16 protein-coding genes are annotated in these 17982 nt (G+C 65.7%); 1 reads left to right on the top strand and 15 read right to left on the bottom strand.

Translation table 11 applies throughout. The features are described from left to right. Window positions 1-31: 31 nt before the first annotated feature. Window positions 32-1306: a lytic murein transglycosylase gene (locus tag ACP156_RS19230; protein ID WP_425052996.1), complete on the top strand. Its 1275-nt coding sequence runs from the start codon at window positions 32-34 to the stop codon at window positions 1304-1306. A gap of 241 nt (window positions 1307-1547) precedes the next feature. Here ACP156_RS19230 and ACP156_RS19225 read toward each other — a convergent pair whose 3' ends face one another. The 15 genes from ACP156_RS19225 to ACP156_RS19155 all read right to left on the bottom strand — a co-directional run bounded on the left by ACP156_RS19225 (window position 1548) and on the right by ACP156_RS19155 (window position 17942). After that, a complete protein-coding gene (locus ACP156_RS19225; protein WP_425053270.1) occupies window positions 1548-4505 on the bottom strand; it encodes an error-prone DNA polymerase in 2958 nt (985 codons plus the stop codon). 55 nt (window positions 4506-4560) lie between these two features. Beyond that, window positions 4561-4908 (bottom strand): SH3 domain-containing protein, encoded by a 348-nt coding sequence (locus tag ACP156_RS19220; protein ID WP_425052995.1) that lies wholly within the window; start codon window positions 4906-4908, stop codon window positions 4561-4563. 1 nt (window position 4909) lies between these two features. After that, window positions 4910-6298, bottom strand: coding sequence for a dihydrolipoyl dehydrogenase (gene lpdA, locus ACP156_RS19215; protein WP_425052994.1), 1389 nt, complete (start codon window positions 6296-6298; stop codon window positions 4910-4912). Window positions 6299-6373: 75 nt separating this feature from the next. Then, the gene (locus ACP156_RS19210; protein ID WP_425052993.1) at window positions 6374-6799 is read right to left on the bottom strand and encodes an MAPEG family protein; all 426 of its coding nucleotides are present in this window, start codon (window positions 6797-6799) and stop codon (window positions 6374-6376) included. Window positions 6800-6802: 3 nt separating this feature from the next. After that, window positions 6803-7066, bottom strand: a complete 264-nt coding sequence (locus ACP156_RS19205; protein WP_425052992.1) for a hypothetical protein — start codon at window positions 7064-7066, stop codon at window positions 6803-6805. Window positions 7067-7144: 78 nt separating this feature from the next. After that, a complete protein-coding gene (gene odhB / locus ACP156_RS19200; protein ID WP_425052991.1) occupies window positions 7145-8680 on the bottom strand; it encodes a 2-oxoglutarate dehydrogenase complex dihydrolipoyllysine-residue succinyltransferase in 1536 nt (511 codons plus the stop codon). Between the two features lie 11 nt (window positions 8681-8691). Beyond that, on the bottom strand, window positions 8692-11643 hold the full coding sequence (locus ACP156_RS19195) for a 2-oxoglutarate dehydrogenase E1 component (protein WP_425052990.1): 2952 nt from the start codon (window positions 11641-11643) through the stop codon (window positions 8692-8694). A 121-nt stretch (window positions 11644-11764) separates the two neighbouring features. Beyond that, window positions 11765-12295 carry a DUF805 domain-containing protein gene (locus ACP156_RS19190; RefSeq protein ID WP_425052989.1) on the bottom strand — a complete coding sequence of 177 codons (531 nt, stop codon included), beginning with the start codon at window positions 12293-12295 and terminating at the stop codon, window positions 11765-11767. Then, the gene (locus tag ACP156_RS19185) at window positions 12292-12960 is read right to left on the bottom strand and encodes a hypothetical protein (protein ID WP_425052988.1); all 669 of its coding nucleotides are present in this window, start codon (window positions 12958-12960) and stop codon (window positions 12292-12294) included. Before ACP156_RS19185 ends, ACP156_RS19190 begins: the two co-directional genes overlap by 4 nt. A 5-nt stretch (window positions 12961-12965) precedes the next feature. Next, on the bottom strand, window positions 12966-13847 hold the full coding sequence (sucD, locus tag ACP156_RS19180; protein ID WP_425052987.1) for a succinate--CoA ligase subunit alpha: 882 nt from the start codon (window positions 13845-13847) through the stop codon (window positions 12966-12968). A gap of 17 nt (window positions 13848-13864) precedes the next feature. Continuing rightward, on the bottom strand, window positions 13865-14407 hold the full coding sequence (locus ACP156_RS19175; RefSeq protein WP_425052986.1) for a hypothetical protein: 543 nt from the start codon (window positions 14405-14407) through the stop codon (window positions 13865-13867). Between the two features lie 9 nt (window positions 14408-14416). Beyond that, window positions 14417-14905 (bottom strand): hypothetical protein, encoded by a 489-nt coding sequence (locus ACP156_RS19170; RefSeq protein WP_425052985.1) that lies wholly within the window; start codon window positions 14903-14905, stop codon window positions 14417-14419. A gap of 17 nt (window positions 14906-14922) precedes the next feature. Beyond that, window positions 14923-15258, bottom strand: a complete 336-nt coding sequence (locus ACP156_RS19165) for a hypothetical protein (protein WP_425052984.1) — start codon at window positions 15256-15258, stop codon at window positions 14923-14925. Window positions 15259-15351: 93 nt separating this feature from the next. Next, a complete protein-coding gene (gene sucC / locus ACP156_RS19160; protein WP_425052983.1) occupies window positions 15352-16545 on the bottom strand; it encodes an ADP-forming succinate--CoA ligase subunit beta in 1194 nt (397 codons plus the stop codon). A 206-nt stretch (window positions 16546-16751) separates the two neighbouring features. Then, on the bottom strand, window positions 16752-17942 hold the full coding sequence (locus ACP156_RS19155; protein ID WP_425052982.1) for a hypothetical protein: 1191 nt from the start codon (window positions 17940-17942) through the stop codon (window positions 16752-16754). Window positions 17943-17982: the final 40 nt, after the last annotated feature.

The raw sequence follows: 17982 nt of genomic DNA, 5'->3' as shown, positions 1-17982 counted from the left end.
TTCGCGCGGGAGAGGACCGAAAGGACGTGGAATGCAATTTCGCCGCTTTGCCGCCCTTCTGGCCGGGCTGGCCTGGGCGCCCCTCGCGCTGGCCGAGCCCGCCGTGGACAGTTCTCCCGTGCCCGAACTCAGGCCCGAACTCGGGCCCGGGAGCGACGTTGTGACGGCCACCAACAGCCCGGACCCCGACCTGGCCTTCCCGACATGGATCCAGCAGTTCCGCGCCCGCGCGCTGGCCGAAGGCATCCGCGCCGATGTCTACGATGCGGCGATGAACGGGATCTCGTTCCAGTCGAAAGTGGTGATGCGCGACCGCACGCAGGCCGAGTTTACAAAGCAGATCTGGGAATACCTCGACACCGCCGTGTCGGATCTTCGGGTCAAGAACGGCCGCGCGGCGCTGGACAGCAACCGTGATCTGCTGGCCGAGATCGAAGCGCGCTATGGCGTCGAAGCCGAAGTCGTCGCGGCGATCTGGGGGCTGGAGACGGCGTTCGGCACCTTCAAGGGCGATACGCCCATCGTCGCGGCGATGGCATCCTTGGCCTATGACGGGCGACGCGCGGCGTTCTTCGAGGAACAACTGATCGCGGCGCTGAAGATCATCCAGTCCGGCGACACCGATGCGGGTCACATGGTCGGCAGCTGGGCCGGCGCGATGGGACACACCCAGTTCATGCCGGGCTCGTATCTTGCGCACGCGGTGGATTTCACCGGCGACGGCAAACGCGACATCTGGGGCGACGATCCTGCGGACGCGCTGGCCTCGACCGCGGCCTACCTGCGCCATCACGGCTGGACCAAGGGCCAGCCCTGGGGGATCGAGGTCGTGCTGCCCGAGGACTTCGACTATGCCGAAACCAGCGAACGTGTGAAGAAGCCCGCGGCCTACTGGAACGGGCTGGGCGTGCGGGACACGGCCGGCAACGAACTGCCGGATAACGGACCGACCTCGGTGCTGCTGCCGGCGGGTCATCGCGGCGCGGCCTTCGTGATCTACGACAACTTCCACGTGATCGAGAAATACAACACCGCCGACGCCTACGTGATCGGCGTGGGCCACCTGTCCGACCGTATTGCCGGGGCGGGCGCCCTGCGCGCTGGCTGGCCGCGCGAGGATCGTGCGCTGTCCTTCGACGAAAAGCAGGAAATGCAGCGCCGGCTGCTGTCCGCGGGCTTCGACCCGGACGGTGTCGACGGCATCATCGGCCCGAACACCATCGCCGCGGTCAAGGCGTTCCAGTCCTCGGTCGGGATGGTGCCGGACGGCTACGCCTCGCTTGAGATCCTGAAGCGCCTGCGCTGACGTCCGGCGCCGCGCGGGCTGTGAGTGCGGGAGCCTCCGGCGGGGATATTTGAAGACCAAAGAAGCTGAAGGTCAGCGCCCCGTCCCTTGGGCAGGACAGGGCGCCTTCTTCGGTCACGGCCATCGGCGTCCCCGCCTGTACCGCGAGTTCAGAATGGGCCAGCGAGGTTAATGAAACCTTTCTTCTTTGGTCCTAAAATATCCCCGCCGGAGGCAAGAAGGTTCCTGCTCCGCGCACGCGTCACGCGAAGTGGCGGACGTTTCGCGGGTGGCTTCGCATGTTCGCCGCGGCGGTTTGCGGGGTCGGCTGCGGCGGGGGCGGCGGGGCGTCTTTCGGGGTCAGCCGTTCGCGCAGCAGCGACAGGGGGTGCGCGCGCAGGGTCAGACGGAACGAGACGTAGTCCTCGACCACCTCTTCGCCCAGCGTCATCGCGGGGAGCGCCACCGCGGGTTCACGGATGCCCTCGCCGTCGAGATCGCCCTTGAACAGGGGCAGTTCGCCGCTGTCGGGCAGGGCGCGGGCGGCCCAGAGCGCCTGACGGCGGGGGATTTTCAGACCGGCGAAGGCGTCCGCCTCTGCCAGTGTCCGCAGGTGTTTCGAGGCAAGGCCGGCGCGGCGCCAGACATCCTCGACCGCGCGATAGCCGTTGCGGCGGGTGGCGATCAGCCACTGGGCGTCTTCTTCGGGCAGCGCCCGGATCTGCCGGAAGCCCAGCCGCAGCGCCAGATCGCCTTCGTCGGTGCGTTCCAGCGCGTTGTCCCAGAAGCTGCGGTTGATATCGACGGGGCGGACTTCGACCCCGTGTTCGCGGGCGTCGCGGATGATCTGGGCGGGGGCGTAGAAGCCCATCGGCTGGGCGTTCAGCAGGGCGCAGGCGAAGACCGCCGGGTGGTGATGCTTGAGCCAGGCCGAGGCGTAGACCAGCAGCGCGAAGCTGGCGGCGTGGCTTTCAGGGAACCCGTACGAGCCGAACCCCTCGATCTGCGAGAAGCAGCGCTCGGCGAAGTCGCTCTCGTACCCGTTGTCACGCATGCCGTTCAGAAAGCGGGCGCGGAATTCGCTGACGTTGCCGTGCTTCTTGAAGGTGGCAAGCGAGCGGCGCAGGCGGTCGGCCTCGTCCGGGGTGAAACCGGCGCCGGTGATCGCGATCTGCATCGCCTGTTCCTGGAACAGCGGCACCCCCAGCGTCTTGCCCAGCACCTTGCCCAGTTCGTCCGACGGGAAGGTGACCTGTTCCTCGCCATTCCGCCGCCGCAGGTAAGGATGCACCATGTCGCCCTGGATCGGGCCGGGGCGGATGATCGCCACCTCGATCACCAGGTCGTAGAAGCAGCGTGGCCGCATCCGGGGCAGAAAGTTCATCTGCGCGCGGCTTTCCACCTGGAACACGCCCAGACTGTCGGCCTTGCACAGCATGTCATAGACCCCGGGATCTTCGGGCGGCAGGCTGGCGAGGTCGTAGTCGATGCCGTGGTGTTCGCGGATCAGGTCGAAGGCCTTGCGGATGCAGGTCAGCATTCCCAGCGCCAGGACGTCGACCTTGAGGATTCCCAGGGCGTCGATGTCGTCCTTGTCCCACGGGATCACCGTGCGGTCCTCCATCGTCGCGTTCTCGACCGGGCAAAGCTCGTCCAGCCGTCCCTCGGTCATGATGAAGCCGCCGACGTGCTGGGACAGGTGGCGGGGAAAGCCGATCACCTCGTGGATCAGCGCCATGGTTTGCTGCAGGTGGCGGTCGGCGGGGTCGAGGCCGATCTCGCGGAACCGTTTCTCTTCGACCGCGTCGGCCGAGAAGAAACCCCAAAGTTGCGAGCTGAGCGCGCCGATGGTGTCCTCGGTCAGGCCCATGGCGCGGCCGACCTCGCGGATGGCGCGCTTGCCGCGATAGTGGATCACCGTGGCGCAGAGCCCGGCGCGGTGGCGGCCGTAGCGGTCGTAGATGTGCTGGATCACCTCTTCGCGGCGCTCGTGTTCGAAATCGACGTCGATGTCGGGCGGCTCGTCGCGGGCTTCGGACACGAAACGCTCGAAGACCATCGTCCCGATCTCGGGCGAGACCGAGGTCACGCCGAGACAGTAGCAGACCACCGAGTTCGCCGCCGAGCCGCGGCCCTGACAGAGGATGTCGCGTGACCGGGCGAAGGCCACGACGTCGTGAACCGTCAGGAAGTAGGGTTCGTATTTCAGTTTGGCGATCAGGGCGAGTTCATGGGCCAGAAGGTCGCGCACCTTCTGCGGCGCACCTGCGGGATAGCGGCGCTCCAGCCCGGCGTGGGCGAGGCGGGACAGGCGGTCGGAGGGGGTCTCGTTCCCGGCGATCTCGGACGGGTATTCATAGCGTAACTGGTCGAGATCGAAGGCACAGCGCGCGGCGATCTCGGAAGTGCGGGAGACGGCGTCTTCGTGGCCCTCGAACAGGCGCAGCATCTCGGGTTCGCTGCGCAGCCGCTGTTCGGAATTGGCCAGCGCGGCGCGGCCCAGCTGGTCGACGCGCACCCCCTCGCGGATCGCGGTCAGAACGTCGGTCAGCTTGCGCCGCGCGCCGTGGTGCATCACGGGCGCGGCAGAGGCGGCGGCGGGCAGGCCGAGATCCGTCGCCAGGGCGGCGAGGCGGGCGAAGCGGGCGCTGTCCTGTCCGTCGTAATGGAGGGCCATCAGCAGGGTGACCTGACCGGGGAAGCGGTTCGACAGCCGTTCGGCGCGGGCGCGCCAGTCGCCCGGCGCGTGCCCGGCGGGGTGCAGCAACATCTCCTGCCCCTCTCCCCATTCAAGCAGGTCCTCGAACCGCAGGTCGCATTCCCCCTTCGGCGCGCGCAGGCGGCCCGCCGAGATCATCCGGCTGAGCCGGGCCCATGCGGCGCGGTCGCGCGGCAGGCAGGTGACGGTGAAGCCGTCGGTCAGGACGATGCGGGCCGCCGGGACCAGCCGGGGGACATGAAAGATCGGCGCCGAGGGCGGATCGGGCAGGTGCGCGGGCTTCGGCGGGCCGATTGGGTCGACGGCCTGCCGCAGCCGGACCTCGCGCGCGATCTCTTTCGTCTGGGTATGGGCGCGGACGATTCCCGCCACCGAGTTGACGTCGGCGATGGCCACCGCCTCGATCCCCAGAATGGCGGCGCGCGCCATGTATTCCTCGGGGTGCGAGCCGCCGGTGAGGAAGGTGAAGTTGGAGGTGGCGTCGAGTTCGGCGAAGGACATGGCGTGAAGTATATTCACGTTTTGTTCTCATGGCGAGTCCATGTTCCGGGCAGTTTCAGGAGTCGGAAAGGCAGTCGTCGGGGACCCATCCCGCCGCGCCGTCCGGGGTGCGGCAGAAGGACCAGCCAAGGCGGCGGGCGGTGATCGTCAGGGTGTCGCCCGCGGCCACGGTCAGCTCGGTTGTATCGAAATCGTCGATGGCGCGGCCCTTGCCGCCCTCGGTACCGATGACCACCGCGTCGACCACGGCAACGGGCAGCCAGCCGCCCAAGCCATTCGCATCGGTGCACCAGCGCCAGCCGGGATACTCGTCATCCAGCGGGCCGAGGGTGAGGGGATCGCCGGCCCTGACGTGCAGGGCCGGATCGTAGCTTTTGGTCCAGGCCTTGACGACCCGGGCCACGTCAGACGTGGATCGGGCCGTCGCCGCAGGCGAGCGCCGCCTCGCGCACGGCTTCCGAGTAGGTCGGGTGCGCGTGGCAGGTGCGGGCGACATCCTCTGCGGCGGCGCCGAATTCCATCGCAACGCAGATCTCGTGGATCAGGTCGCCGGCGCCGGGGCCGATGATGTGGCAGCCAAGAACGCGGTCGGTGTCCTTGTCGGCAAGGATCTTCACGAAACCGTCCGCCGCGAAGTTGGCCTTGGCGCGGCCGTTGCCCATGAAGGGGAACTTGCCGACCTTGTAGGCACGGCCCTCCTGCTTGAGAGCTTCTTCGGTGGCGCCCACGGCGGCGACTTCGGGCCAGGTGTAGACGACCGAGGGGATCACGTCATAGTTCACGTGGCCCGCCTGACCGGCGATGATCTCGGCGGCGGCGAAGCCCTCGTCCTCGGCCTTGTGGGCCAGCATCGGGCCAACGATGCAGTCACCGATGGCGTAGACGCCCTTCACGCTGGTGGCGAAGTGGCCGTCGGTCTTGATCTGGCCGCGCTCGGTCATCTCGACGCCAAGCGCTTCGAGCCCCAGACCGTCGACATAGGGACGGCGGCCGGTGGCGACCAGCACGGTGTCGGCCTCGACCGTCGCCTCGCTGTCGTCCTTCTTCAGCTTGTAGGTCACCTTGGCCTTGGTCTTGGTGGCCTCGACCTTCTGCACGGCGGCGCCCATGACGAATTCCAGCCCCTGCTTTTTCAGGGTGCGCTGGAAGGTCTTGGACACCTCGGCGTCCATGCCGGGGGTGATGTTGTCGAGGAATTCGATCACCGTCACCTCGGCGCCGAGGCGCTTGTAGACCGAGCCCAGTTCAAGGCCGATGACGCCGGCGCCGATCACCACGAGTTTCTTCGGGATCTTGCCCAGTTCAAGCGCACCGGTGGAGGTCACGACAACCTTTTCGTCGACCTCGACGCCCGGCAGCGAGCTGGCCTCGGATCCCGAGGCGATGATGATGTTCTTCGCTTCGTGGACCTCGTCGCCGACCTTGACCTTGCCGGCCTCGGGGATCGAACCCCAGCCCTTGAGCCAGTCGATCTTGTTCTTCTTGAACAGGAATTCAATGCCCTTGGTGTTCTGGCCGATCACGTCGTCCTTGTAGGACAGCATCTGTTTCCAATCGACCGAGGGGGATTTGCCCTTCAGGCCCATCTTGGCGAAGTTCTCTTCCGCTTCGTGCAGCTGGTGGCTGGCGTGCAGCAGCGCCTTAGAGGGGATACAGCCGACGTTCAGACAGGTGCCGCCAAGGGTTTCGCGGCCCTCGACGCAGGCGGTCTTGAGACCCAGCTGGGCGCAGCGGATGGCGGCGACGTAGCCGCCGGGGCCCGCGCCGATGACGATGACGTCGTATTGTGCCATGTTCGTTTTCCTTTCCTAGGCCGGGGAGGGGGCTCTGCCCCCGCCGCGCGTGCCGCGCGGCCCCCCGGGATATTTTCAGACAGAAGAAGGTGCGAGAAGCGCAGCCAGCAACAGAAGGCCGGTGGCAACCCACCCGAGGCCGAAGATGACAGAGCGCCACGGCACCCAGCCAAGCGCGTAGGCGGGGACATAGGCGATGCGGGCGGCGAGGTAGATCCACGCCAGAGTGGCGGTATAGCCCGAGGACGCGCCGGCCAGTGTGATCGCGATGGTCGCGATGGCGAACAGCAGCAGCGCCTCGTTATGGTTGTTGTAGGCGCGGGCAAGGCGGCCGGTGGGCACGCTGACCTGTTCCATCAGCGGCTTCTTCAGCCGGTGCGGATCGCGCGGCGACAGCGTCTTGCCGGTGCCCAGTTCCAGATTGGCGGGCACGGCGTAGAACACCAGCTGCAGCATGTGCCAGATGGCGGCGAGAAGAAGGACCTTGAGTTCAATCGTCATGGATCAGAGGGTGTCCAGCATGTGGGTTTCGCTGGTGGTGACGCCTGCGCGTCCCTCCATCAGGTCGGTGCGCAGACCGTCGGCATAGGCGCGGGCCTTTTTCGGGTCATTCACACCGAACAAAACCCAGGCGGTATCCGTGGTGCCCGTTTCGCGCCAGATCTGCAGCACCGTCAGCCCCGCCTGACCGCGGCGTTCGGCGTCGTCGTCGAAGGCCGATTTCCAGCGGTCGAAGTCCTCGAAGGCGATGCGGCAGAGCATCTGCATGGCGCGGTTCCTCGTGCTGGCTGCGGTGGCGGGAACGGCCCGCCCCCGAAAACAGGGGCAGGCCGATGCGTGCGGTGCTTACAGGTCCATCAGCAGGCGGCGCGGATCCTCGAGCGCTTCCTTGACGCGCACAAGGAAGGTCACCGCGCCTTTGCCGTCGACGATCCGGTGGTCGTAGGACAGCGCAAGATACATCATCGGGCGGGCGACGATCTGGCCATCCACCACCATCGGGCGCTGCTGGATCTTGTGCATCCCGAGGATACCCGACTGCGGCGGGTTCAGGATCGGCGAGGACATCAGCGAGCCATAGACGCCGCCGTTCGACAGGGTGAAGGTGCCGCCCTGCATGTCGGCCATCGACAGCTTGCCGTCGCGGGCCTTCACGCCAAGCTCGGCGATCTTCTTCTCGATCTCGGCGAAGGACATCTGGTCGGCGTCGCGCACAACCGGCACCACGAGGCCGGTCGGCGTGCCCACGGCGACGCCCATGTGAACGAAGTTCTTGTACACGATGTCGGTGCCGTCGATCTCGGCGTTGACGTCCGGAACCTCTTTCAGGGCGTGGATGCAGGCCTTGGTGAAGAAGGACATGAAGCCAAGCTTCACACCGTGCTTCTTCTCGAACAGGTCCTTGTATTCCGACCGCAGGTCCATGACCGCGCCCATGTCGACCTCGTTATAGGTGGTCAGCATGGCGGCGGTGTTCTGGGCGTCCTTCAGGCGGCGCGCGATGGTCTGGCGCAGGCGGGTCATCTTGACCCGCTCTTCGCGGTCGGCATCGGCGGCGGTCGACGGAGCGCGCGGCGCGGGCTTCGCGGCCGGGGCGGGCGCGGCCTTGGGCGCCGAGGCGGCCTTCAGCACGTCTTCCTTCATGATGCGGCCGTCCTTGCCGGTGCCGGTCACCTGGTCGGGCGACAGACCCTTTTCGGCCATCAGCTTTTTCGCGGACGGCGCATCTTCGACATCCTTGCCACTTGATGCGGCAGGGGCGGCGGCGGGTGCGTCGGCCTTGGCGGCGGCGGCCGGCGCGGCGGCGCCGGAACCCGACGAGAGCACGGCCAGCTGGCCGCCGGCCTCGACGGTGTCACCTTCGTTCTTCAGGATCTCGGTCAGCGTACCAGAGGCGGGCGCGGGAACCTCGACCGACACCTTGTCGGTTTCCAGCTCGCACAGCATCTCGTCCTGGCTGACGCTGTCGCCGACCTTCTTGAACCACGTCGCGACGGTGGCCTCGGTCACGCTTTCGCCCAGCGTGGGGACCATGACGTCGACGCTTTCGCCGCCGGATGCGGCGGGGGCGGCGGCGGACTTGACCTCTTCGACATACTCGGCGTCCTGCTCGACCTTGGCGGCAGAGCCGCCCGACGCGGACGCGCCTTCCGAGATGGTGGCCAGCAGGGCGTCGACACCCACCGTCTCACCCTCGGCTGCGACGATCTCGCCAAGGGTGCCGGCGGCGGGCGAGGGAACCTCGACCGTCACCTTGTCGGTTTCCAGCTCGCACAGCATTTCGTCGACCGCCACGCTGTCGCCCGGTTTCTTGAACCAGGTCGCGACGGTGGCTTCGGTGACGCTTTCGCCCAGGGTGGGCACGCGGACTTCGGTGCTCATGGTGTCTACTCTTATCCTTCGATTCCAAGCGCGGCGTTGATCAGCGCCTGCTGTTCAGCCTTGTGTTGCGATGCGAGACCGGTGGCAGGCGACGCCGAGGCGTGCCGGCCGGCATAGATCGGGCGGTGGTTGGTCGCGCCGATACGCGACAGCACCCACTCGATGTTGGGTTCGATGAAGGTCCAGGCGCCCTGGTTCTTCGGCTCTTCCTGGCACCAGATCATCTCGGCGTTCTTGAACCGCTCCAGTTCCTTCACCAGCGACAGCGCCGGGAAGGGATAGAACTGTTCGATCCGCATCAGGTAGACGTCGTCCAAACCTTCGGCGTCGCGCTTTTCAAGCAGGTCGTAGTAGACCTTGCCCGAACACATCACGACCCGCTTGATCTTGTCGTCCGCGGCCAGCTTCAGGTCCGAGTTGCCGCGCTCCGCATCGTCCCAAAGGACGCGGTGGAAGCTGCCTTCGGTGAAGTCGGCGGTCGCCGAGATCGCCATCTTGTGGCGCAGCAGCGACTTCGGCGTCATCAGCACCAGCGGCTTGCGGTAGGACCGGTGCAGCTGGCGGCGCAGGATGTGGAAATAGTTCGCCGGGGTCGAGCAGTTGGCGACGATCCAGTTGTCCTCGGCGCACATCTGCAGGAAGCGTTCGAGACGGGCAGACGAGTGTTCGGGGCCCTGACCCTCGAAGCCGTGCGGCAGCAGCATGACCAGACCGGACATCCGCAGCCACTTGCGCTCGCCCGACGAGATGAACTGGTCGAACATGATCTGGGCGCCGTTGGCGAAGTCGCCGAACTGGGCTTCCCACATCACCAGCGCGTTGGGTTCGGCCAGCGAGTAGCCGTACTCGAAGCCCAGCACCGCGTATTCCGACAGCATCGAGTCGATAACCTCGTACTGTGCCTGACCTTCGCGGATGTGGTTCAGCGGGTAGTAACGGTCTTCGCTGTCCTGGCTGACGATGGCCGAATGGCGCTGCGAGAAGGTGCCGCGCGCCGAGTCCTGGCCGGCAAGCCGGACCGGGTAGCCTTCGGTCAGAAGCGAGCCGAAGGCCAGCGCCTCGGCCGTGGCCCAGTCAAAGCCCTTGCCGGTCGCGAACATTTCCTGCTTCGATTCCAGCAGGCGCGAGACGGTCTTGTGCAGCGGATAGCCGTCCGGAACCGAGGTCAGCGCCTCGCCGATCTGCTTCATCGTCTCGGGATTGATCGCGGTTTCGCCACGCTGGTATTTCTCGCCCTCGCGGTCGAGGTGCGACCAGCGGCCGTCCAGCCAGTCGGCCTTGTTCGGGCGGTATTCCTTGCCGGCCTCGAACTCTTCGTTGAGGTGAGCCTGGAATGCGGCCTTCATGTCCTCGATCTCGCCCTCGGGGATCAGGCCGTCCTTCACCAGACGGTCGGTATACAGCGACAGGGTCGTCTTGTGACCCTTGATCTTCTTGTACATCACCGGGTTGGTGAACATGGGCTCGTCGCCCTCGTTGTGACCGAAGCGGCGGTAGCAGAAGATGTCGATGACGACATCCTTGTGGAACTTCTGCCGGAATTCGGTCGCCACCTTGGCGGCGTGGACCACGGCCTCGGGGTCGTCACCGTTCACGTGGAAGATCGGCGCCTCGACCATCAGGGCGATGTCCGTCGGATAGGGGGACGAGCGCGAGAAGTGCGGCGCGGTGGTAAAGCCGATCTGGTTGTTCACGACGATGTGGATGGTGCCGCCGGTGCGGTGGCCGCGCAGGCCCGACAGGCCGAAACATTCCGCCACGACGCCCTGACCCGCAAAGGCCGCGTCGCCGTGCAGCAGGATCGGCAGAACCGCGGTACGGTCGCTGTCGTTCAACTGGTCCTGCTTGGCGCGGGCCTTGCCGATCACGACCGGGTTCACCGCCTCGAGGTGCGAGGGGTTGGCGGTCAGCGACAGGTGAACCTTGTTGCCGTCGAACTCGCGGTCCGACGAGGCGCCAAGGTGGTATTTCACGTCGCCCGAACCGTCGACATCCTCGGGCTTGAAGCTGCCGCCCTGGAATTCGTTGAAGATCGCCTTGTAGGGCTTCTGCATGACGTTCGCGAGAACCGACAGGCGGCCACGGTGGGGCATGCCGACGACGATCTCTTTGACGCCAAGGTTGCCGCCCCGCTTGATGATCTGTTCCATCGCTGGGATCAGGGCTTCGCCGCCGTCGAGGCCGAAGCGCTTGGTGCCCATGTACTTCACGTGCAGGAATTTCTCGAAGCCCTCGGCCTCGACCAGCTTGTTCAGGATGGCGCGGCGGCCTTCGCGGGTGAACTGGATTTCCTTGCCCAGCCCTTCGATCCGCTCTTTCAGCCACGCGGCTTCCTGCGGGTTCGAGATGTGCATGTACTGCAGCGCGAAGGTGCCGCAGTAAGTGCGTTTCACGATATCGAGGATCTCGCGCAGCGAACCGAATTCGAGACCTAGCACGTTGTCGAGGAAAATCGGGCGGTCATAGTCGGCTTCGGTGAAACCGTAGGACTTCGGATCGAGTTCCGGGTGCGGCGTTTGCTCGCGCATGCCCAGCGGGTCGAGGTCGGCGACAAGGTGGCCGCGGATCCGGTAGGCGCGGATCAGCATCAGGGCGCGGAGGCTGTCCAGAACGGCGCGCTTGACCTGATCGTCCGAAACCTTGACGCCCTTCTCTTCGGCCTTGGCGGCAATCTTCTTGCCGGCGTCCTTCATCTCTTCTTTTGCCCACTGGCCATCCAGCGCAGAGGTCAGTTCGTCGTTCGGCACCGGCGGCCAGTCGGCGCGCAGCCAGCTGGGGCCCGCGGCCTCTTCTTTGACGTCCTGCCGGTCGTCGCCCATCTGGCGGAAGAACTCGGCCCAGGACTCGTCCACCGAAGCCGGGTTGTCGGCGTAGCGGGCATAGAGCTGCTCGATGTAATCCGCGTTATGCCCCTGCAGGAAGCTGGAGGCGTGGAACTGGTCGTTGGGGCTTTGTTCGGTCATCGGGACTCACCCAGGGGTTCAGGAGTTTCTAGCGTTGCATGTAGGTCGTTAACGTAACGGCGGTTAAGGAAACCGCACCGGCTGTCGTGGCGGACGTGCCGGAATTGTGAGGCGGCGAAGGTCATCGCGCCCCCTTCGGGGGCACCGGGCCCCACTCGTTTTCATGCGGCTGGGTCGGGCGGGTCAGCCACCACAGCACCAGCAGCGGAGAAATGATCAGGACGAAGATCGCGAAAAGCAGCACCAGCCCGATGCCATTGCCCAGCAGCACGCCGATGTTGCCGCTCAGGACCGGGCCGAAGCCATAGACGAACCCGAGGAAGGTGGTGATGCCGACCATCACGATCAACGGATACAGCAGGTACAGCCCGGATCGGCCCGTGTCGTGCATCCGGCGCCAACCGACGGCCAGCGCAGGGATCAGGGTTGCCAGCGAGAAGATCCGGCCCAGAACCGACCGCACCTCGACATCGTAGACGCCCGGGGCGCGTTCGACTTCAACCGTGCCGAACAGCGCGCCGTCGATGAAGCCAAGGACGACGCTGCCAATGAACAGGAACAGCGCGAACCACCAGTATTCGGGCCGGCGGGCGCGGCCCGAGAACGTCGCGTATTTGCGAAAGCAGGTCTTGATGGCGTCGATGAAGCTCATGGTGCCTCCTCGTACCGGACGAACAGCTGCACCGAGGCGCCGCCAAGCGGCGTCGTGTCGGTCAGGGTCGGGTAGAACATGCGCACGCCGATCACCGCGACCTCGGCCACCCCGGCCGGGCGGATCGCGGACTTGTTGCGCGCGAACCCATAAGCCATTCGGCTGGGCCCGACTTCGACCGGTTCGGCGGGAAGCGCGTCTTCGAAATCCGGCAGGGCCGTCGCGACCAGACTGCACTGAACCACATTCGGGCCGTCGGGGCCGCTTGCCGAGATCAGCAGGTTGCGGTCGCCGTTCACCAGCGCAGTCGTTCCGCGCAGTCGTTCTGCGAGGACGTGGGCTTCGTCCAGGTACGCCTGCACCTCTGCCTCGTCCGAGAATTCAGAGGCGAACATATTGAGGGCCAGCGTAACCTCGGCCGTCGCGTTCAGCGCACGGTCGTAATCCTCGCCCTCGGTCACAACGGTCCAGCCCTGCGCCTCGAAGCCCGTCACGGCGGTTTCGATCCCGTCACGGGCCATCAGGCAGGGCGACAACGCCTCGACCGGGGAAGCGGCATTTGCCGCGAAAGGAAGTCCCAGCGCAAGCGCCGCGCAGAATGCCGTAACGCGGCGGCCCCTGAGGACCGCCGCGCTGGCAACGCGATATGGCGCATGGCCGGGCATCGGCGTCAGCCGATCGCCTTCAGCACGGCTTCGCCGAGCTGCGCGGGGCTGTCGGCAACGACGATCCCGGCGGATTTCATCGCCTCGATCTTCGATTCCGCGTCGCCCTGACCGCCCGAAACGATGGCGCCGGCATGGCCCATGCGGCGGCCCGGAGGTGCGGTGCGGCCAGCGATGAAGCCAGCGGTCGGCTTCCAGCGGCCCTTCTTCTTTTCGTCGGCAAGGAACTGCGCGGCTTCCTCTTCGGCGGTGCCGCCGATCTCGCCGATCATGATGATCGACTCGGTCTCGTCATCGGCAAGGAACCATTCCAGCACGTCGATATGCTCGGTCCCCTTGATCGGGTCGCCGCCGATGCCGACGCAGGTGGACTGGCCAAGGCCGACGTCCGAGGTCTGCTTCACGGCTTCGTAGGTCAGGGTGCCCGAGCGGGACACGACGCCGACGGAACCGCGGCGGTGGATGTGACCCGGCATGATGCCGATCTTGCAGGCGTCCGGCGTGATGACACCGGGACAGTTCGGGCCGATCAGGGTCGAGCTGGAGTTCACCAGCGCGCGCTTCACCTTCATCATGTCCAGCACCGGGATGCCTTCGGTGATGCAGACGATCAGCGGGATCTCGGCGTCGATCGCTTCAAGGATCGAGTCGGCCGCGAAGGGGGGCGGAACGTAGATCACGGTCGCGTTCGCGCCGGTCTGATGCACCGCCTCGTGGCAGGAATTGAACACCGGCAGGTCAAGGTGCGTCTGGCCGCCCTTTCCGGGGGTCACGCCGCCGACCATCTTGGTGCCGTAGGCGATCGCCTGTTCCGAGTGGAAGGTCCCCTGCGAGCCGGTGAAGCCCTGACAGATGACCTTGGTGTTTTCGTCTACGAGGACTGCCATGTCTGTCCCTTTTTCCTTTACACGCGGTAAGAACTGTAGAAACGGCTGGTGCCGTTTGCGACGCAGCCGGCCGAGCCGTCGAGCGTGCCTACGCCCACGACATGACCGATCGGATTGGTTGGGTCTTCGTACCGGACGCATTCGGCCGGCTGACCGGTGGCCGGATCGACCGGACCGGTGGTGACGAAGCGGACGTAGCCGGGGTACCGTGCCGGCACGACTTCATCGAGGATCGCGTTCGCACCCGCCACACCCATGTGGGTGGTCGAGGGCGAACAGTAATCCGGCATCTCGCCATAGTAGAGTTCGATGCTCGCCGTCTCGGCGGGCGCGGTGAACGTGTGGGTCGTATCGCTGTTCTCGGAACTGCGTTCGACCTGCTCGGCGTACCCGGCGTCGCGGAACGCCTGCGCCCAGGCTTCGAAGTTCGGCGCGTCCAGCAGGCACAGCCGAAGACCGAGGCGCATGTTGTCCTTGACCGCCTGCTCGAAGCTTTGCGGAACGGCGGGGCCGGCAAGCGCCAGCGATGTGATCAGTGCGGAAACGGCAAGACGCATCATCGAAAATCCCTACATGCTCAGAAGAATTGCGCTGGTGCCGTCCACATTGCATTCGCCGGAGTTTCCGGCGGCAGAGTAGTGGACCCAGATCAGCGATTGTGGTGCAAAAATCGAAAGGCCGTCACAGGGAGACGCCAGCCCGCGTTCGGGGTGGCCTTCCTGAACCATGCCGGGAAATAGGGTGTCGGCGAGGCTGCGGCCCATGGCCATCGTGTCGTCCAGCGACACGTCCTGCGCCTGGAAAGAACAGTAATTCTCGTTCGGAGCGACCCAGCCGAAAATGCGGGGGCCAGTCAATTCGCTGACGCCTTCGTCCATGCCGGGAACCAGCGTGAACCCAGCCTCTTCAAGAGCGGCCGGGATTTCTGACGACGAGCGATAATTGCGCAGGCAGATCTCGCTTGCCATGCGCATCAGTTCCGCCGACGTGGGTTCGGCGGCGGGCGTTGCGCCGGATTGGCCGGACTTGCCCTGCGCGGCGGCGCCGGTTGCGGCCACCGCCAGCAGCGCGACGCCTAGCGATGCGGCCCGGACAGTTCGTCCAGCAGACGCGTAACCATCAGCGCGGTGCCCGCGATCACCATCGACCGCCCCACCGAAACGCCAAGATTGTCCGGCGCGACAAGGCTTACCCCGTCCCGCGATTTCCGGACCGCCCGTTGCAGCGCGTTCGACTGCTTCGAGTCGTCCATCGGCATCGGGTCCGGGATATTCAGCGCCTGCGGCTTGGTGCGCCACAGAAAGGCCCCCGCGGCCAGCAGCCCCGCGCCGATTGCCAGCGGCAACAGGCGCTTCGTTGCGGGCTCGGAAACCGAGATTGTCTTGGGCAGGGTCGGCATCTTCAATGTCATGGCAGTGCACTCCGTTTGACGAAGAACACGCCAGGGCCGCCGCGGGTTCCGCGGCGACGCCATGAAGCTTATGAAAGCCGACCCCGATCACGGTCAGCCCTTGACCGCCTTCACGATCTTCTCGGCGCCGTCCTTCAGGTCGTCCGCCGCGATCACGTTCAGGCCGGAGTTCGCGATGATCTCCTTGCCCTTCTCGACGTTGGTGCCTTCGAGACGCACCACCAGCGGAACCTGCAGGCCGACTTCCTTCACCGCGGCGATCACGCCCTCGGCGATGACGTCGCAGCGCATGATGCCGCCGAAGATGTTCACGAGGATGCCCTTCACGTTCTCATCCGAGGTGATGATTTTGAACGCTTCGGTCACTTTCTCTTTCGTGGCGCCGCCGCCGACGTCGAGGAAGTTCGCGGGCTCTGCGCCGTACAGCTTGATGATGTCCATGGTGGCCATCGCCAGACCGGCGCCGTTCACCATGCAGCCGATCTCGCCGTCGAGCGCGATGTAGTTCAGGTCGTACTTCGAGGCCGCCAGTTCCTTGGGGTCCTCTTCGGTCTCGTCGCGCAGGTTGGCGACGTCGCCCTGCCGGTACATGGCGTTGCCGTCGAAACCCAGCTTGGCGTCGAGCACCTTCAGGTTGCCGCCCGGCATCAGGATCAGCGGGTTGATTTCCAGCATCTCCATGTCCTTCTCGACGAAGGCCTTGTAGAGCTGACCCATCAGCTTGACGCACTGCTTCATCGCAGCGCCTTCCAGACCCAGCGAGAACGCGACGCGGCGGCCGTGGAACGGCTGGTAGCCGGTGGCCGGGTCGACGCTGAACGACAGGATTTTCTCGGGGGTCGAGGCGGCGACCTCTTCGATGTCCATCCCGCCCTCGGTCGAGCAGACGAACGAGATGCGGCTGGTCTGGCGGTCAACCAGCAGCGCGAGGTACAGTTCGCGCTCGATGTCCGAGCCGTCTTCGATGTAGATGCGGTTGACCTGCTTGCCGGCCGGGCCGGTCTGGTGCGTGACCAGCGTCTTGCCCAGCATCTTCTTGGCTTCGTCAGCCGCTTCTTCGACCGACTTCGCAAGGCGGACGCCGCCCTTTTCGCCGGCCTCGGCCTCTTTGAAAGAGCCCTTGCCGCGGCCGCCGGCGTGGATCTGCGCCTTGACCACCCAGAGCGGACCGTCCAGTTCGCCCGCAGCGGTCTTGGCGTCGGCGGCGTTCAGGACGACGCGGCCGTCCGAAACGGGGCAGCCGTATTCGCGCAGCAGCGCCTTCGCCTGGTATTCGTGGATGTTCATGAAGCTTTTCCTCGCTCGTGAAGTCGGGGATCGTGAAGTCGCACCTTCAATGGCACGATATACATGCCGGCTTAAACAGGTTTTAAACCTGATTGCGCGAACGTCCGCCATTTTTCCGTTTTTGTGATCACACGCGGAAAACGTGTGATCACAAACCCGCATATCCTTACGGCGTTGGGAGAATCAATCGCGCTCCGTTAGCGTGATCAGTTCAGAAACACGACGAACATCACGGTGTCGCCGCGTGCCAGCCGCGAGAAATCCAGCCAGTTGTCACGGCTCAGGCGGGGGCCTTCCTCGGCATAGCGCATCAGCCCCACACCGTGAACCCATTCGGCGATATCGACCGGTACCGGATCCTCGAACATGGTCTTCAGGTTCAGACCGGCGCCCTGACGAAGCCGCCAGTAGGGGATAAGCAACTCGCCGTTCAGCATCTTCTCGGCATCGTCCAGCACAGCCAGCCAGCGGGCTCCGGTGCCGGCGGGAACCTCCAGCCCGAGACCCTGCTGCTGCAGATCGTTCGGAACCCACTCGCCATTGTTGTCGGTCTCGGCGGCGACGCGGGTCCAGAACACGCGGTTCTGGGCGATCATTCCCAGCAAGTGCTCGCGCGCGGCGCGGGTGTGCGCAGCGTCCGGTTGCTGGCGAAGCGACAGGTAGACCGAGGCGATGCGATCGACCTGCTGGCCGAACTGCATATCCATCGCGTTGACATAGGGGGTGTCCGCCGCCAGCGCATCCATCTGCGCCGACGCCTCGCCGATCCGCCTGATCTGTTCTGTCGGATCGAAGGCCATGACCAGTTCTGAGAACGCGGCCAGCAGATGCGTATAGGCGGCCAGCCACGCGGCGTCGGAAGTATCGAACACCAGCGGTGGGATGCGATCTTCGTCCATGCCACGACCGGTCAGCGCGCGTCCGGCGACGTTGACCAGACCCTCGCCCTCGTCGCGGGTGCCGTTCATGTTGATGTCGAACCACAACTCGCCCAGCCGGATCGGCAGCGAGACCTCATCGTCGTCTCCGATGGTCAGAAGCGGTGCGCGGGCCGCCTCCATGTCCAGGGCCACCTGCGCGAACAGTGCGCGGACGGCTTCCGGCTCGAACGGTTCGGGCGAGGGGTTGGGCGGAACCGGAAGACGCAGAACGGGCAGCTCGGTGCGCGCGGCGTTGAACCCCATGCGCCAGCGGGTCTGCAACGTCACCTCGATCGCGCGCAGGAACCGCACCGAGCCAAGCGCGAAGCGTTCGGTGGCGTCAGGGTCGGGCAGTGCGGCAAGATAGCTTTCGGTGGGCGCAAATCCCTCGTCGCGCAGCCGGTCGGTGATCTCGGTCACCTGCGCGGCGGCGGGCAGGGCGGAAATCGCGAGGAATGCCAGGATGATGCGAAACATGGGGCTGTCCAATCCGTTGTCCGTCTCTAGAAACGCGTCC

This window comes from Psychromarinibacter sp. S121 (genome assembly GCF_049801035.1).
Classification (GTDB): domain Bacteria; phylum Pseudomonadota; class Alphaproteobacteria; order Rhodobacterales; family Rhodobacteraceae; genus Psychromarinibacter.
Note: the sequence above shows the minus strand (reverse complement) of the source record. Positions and strands in the feature narration are given on the sequence as shown.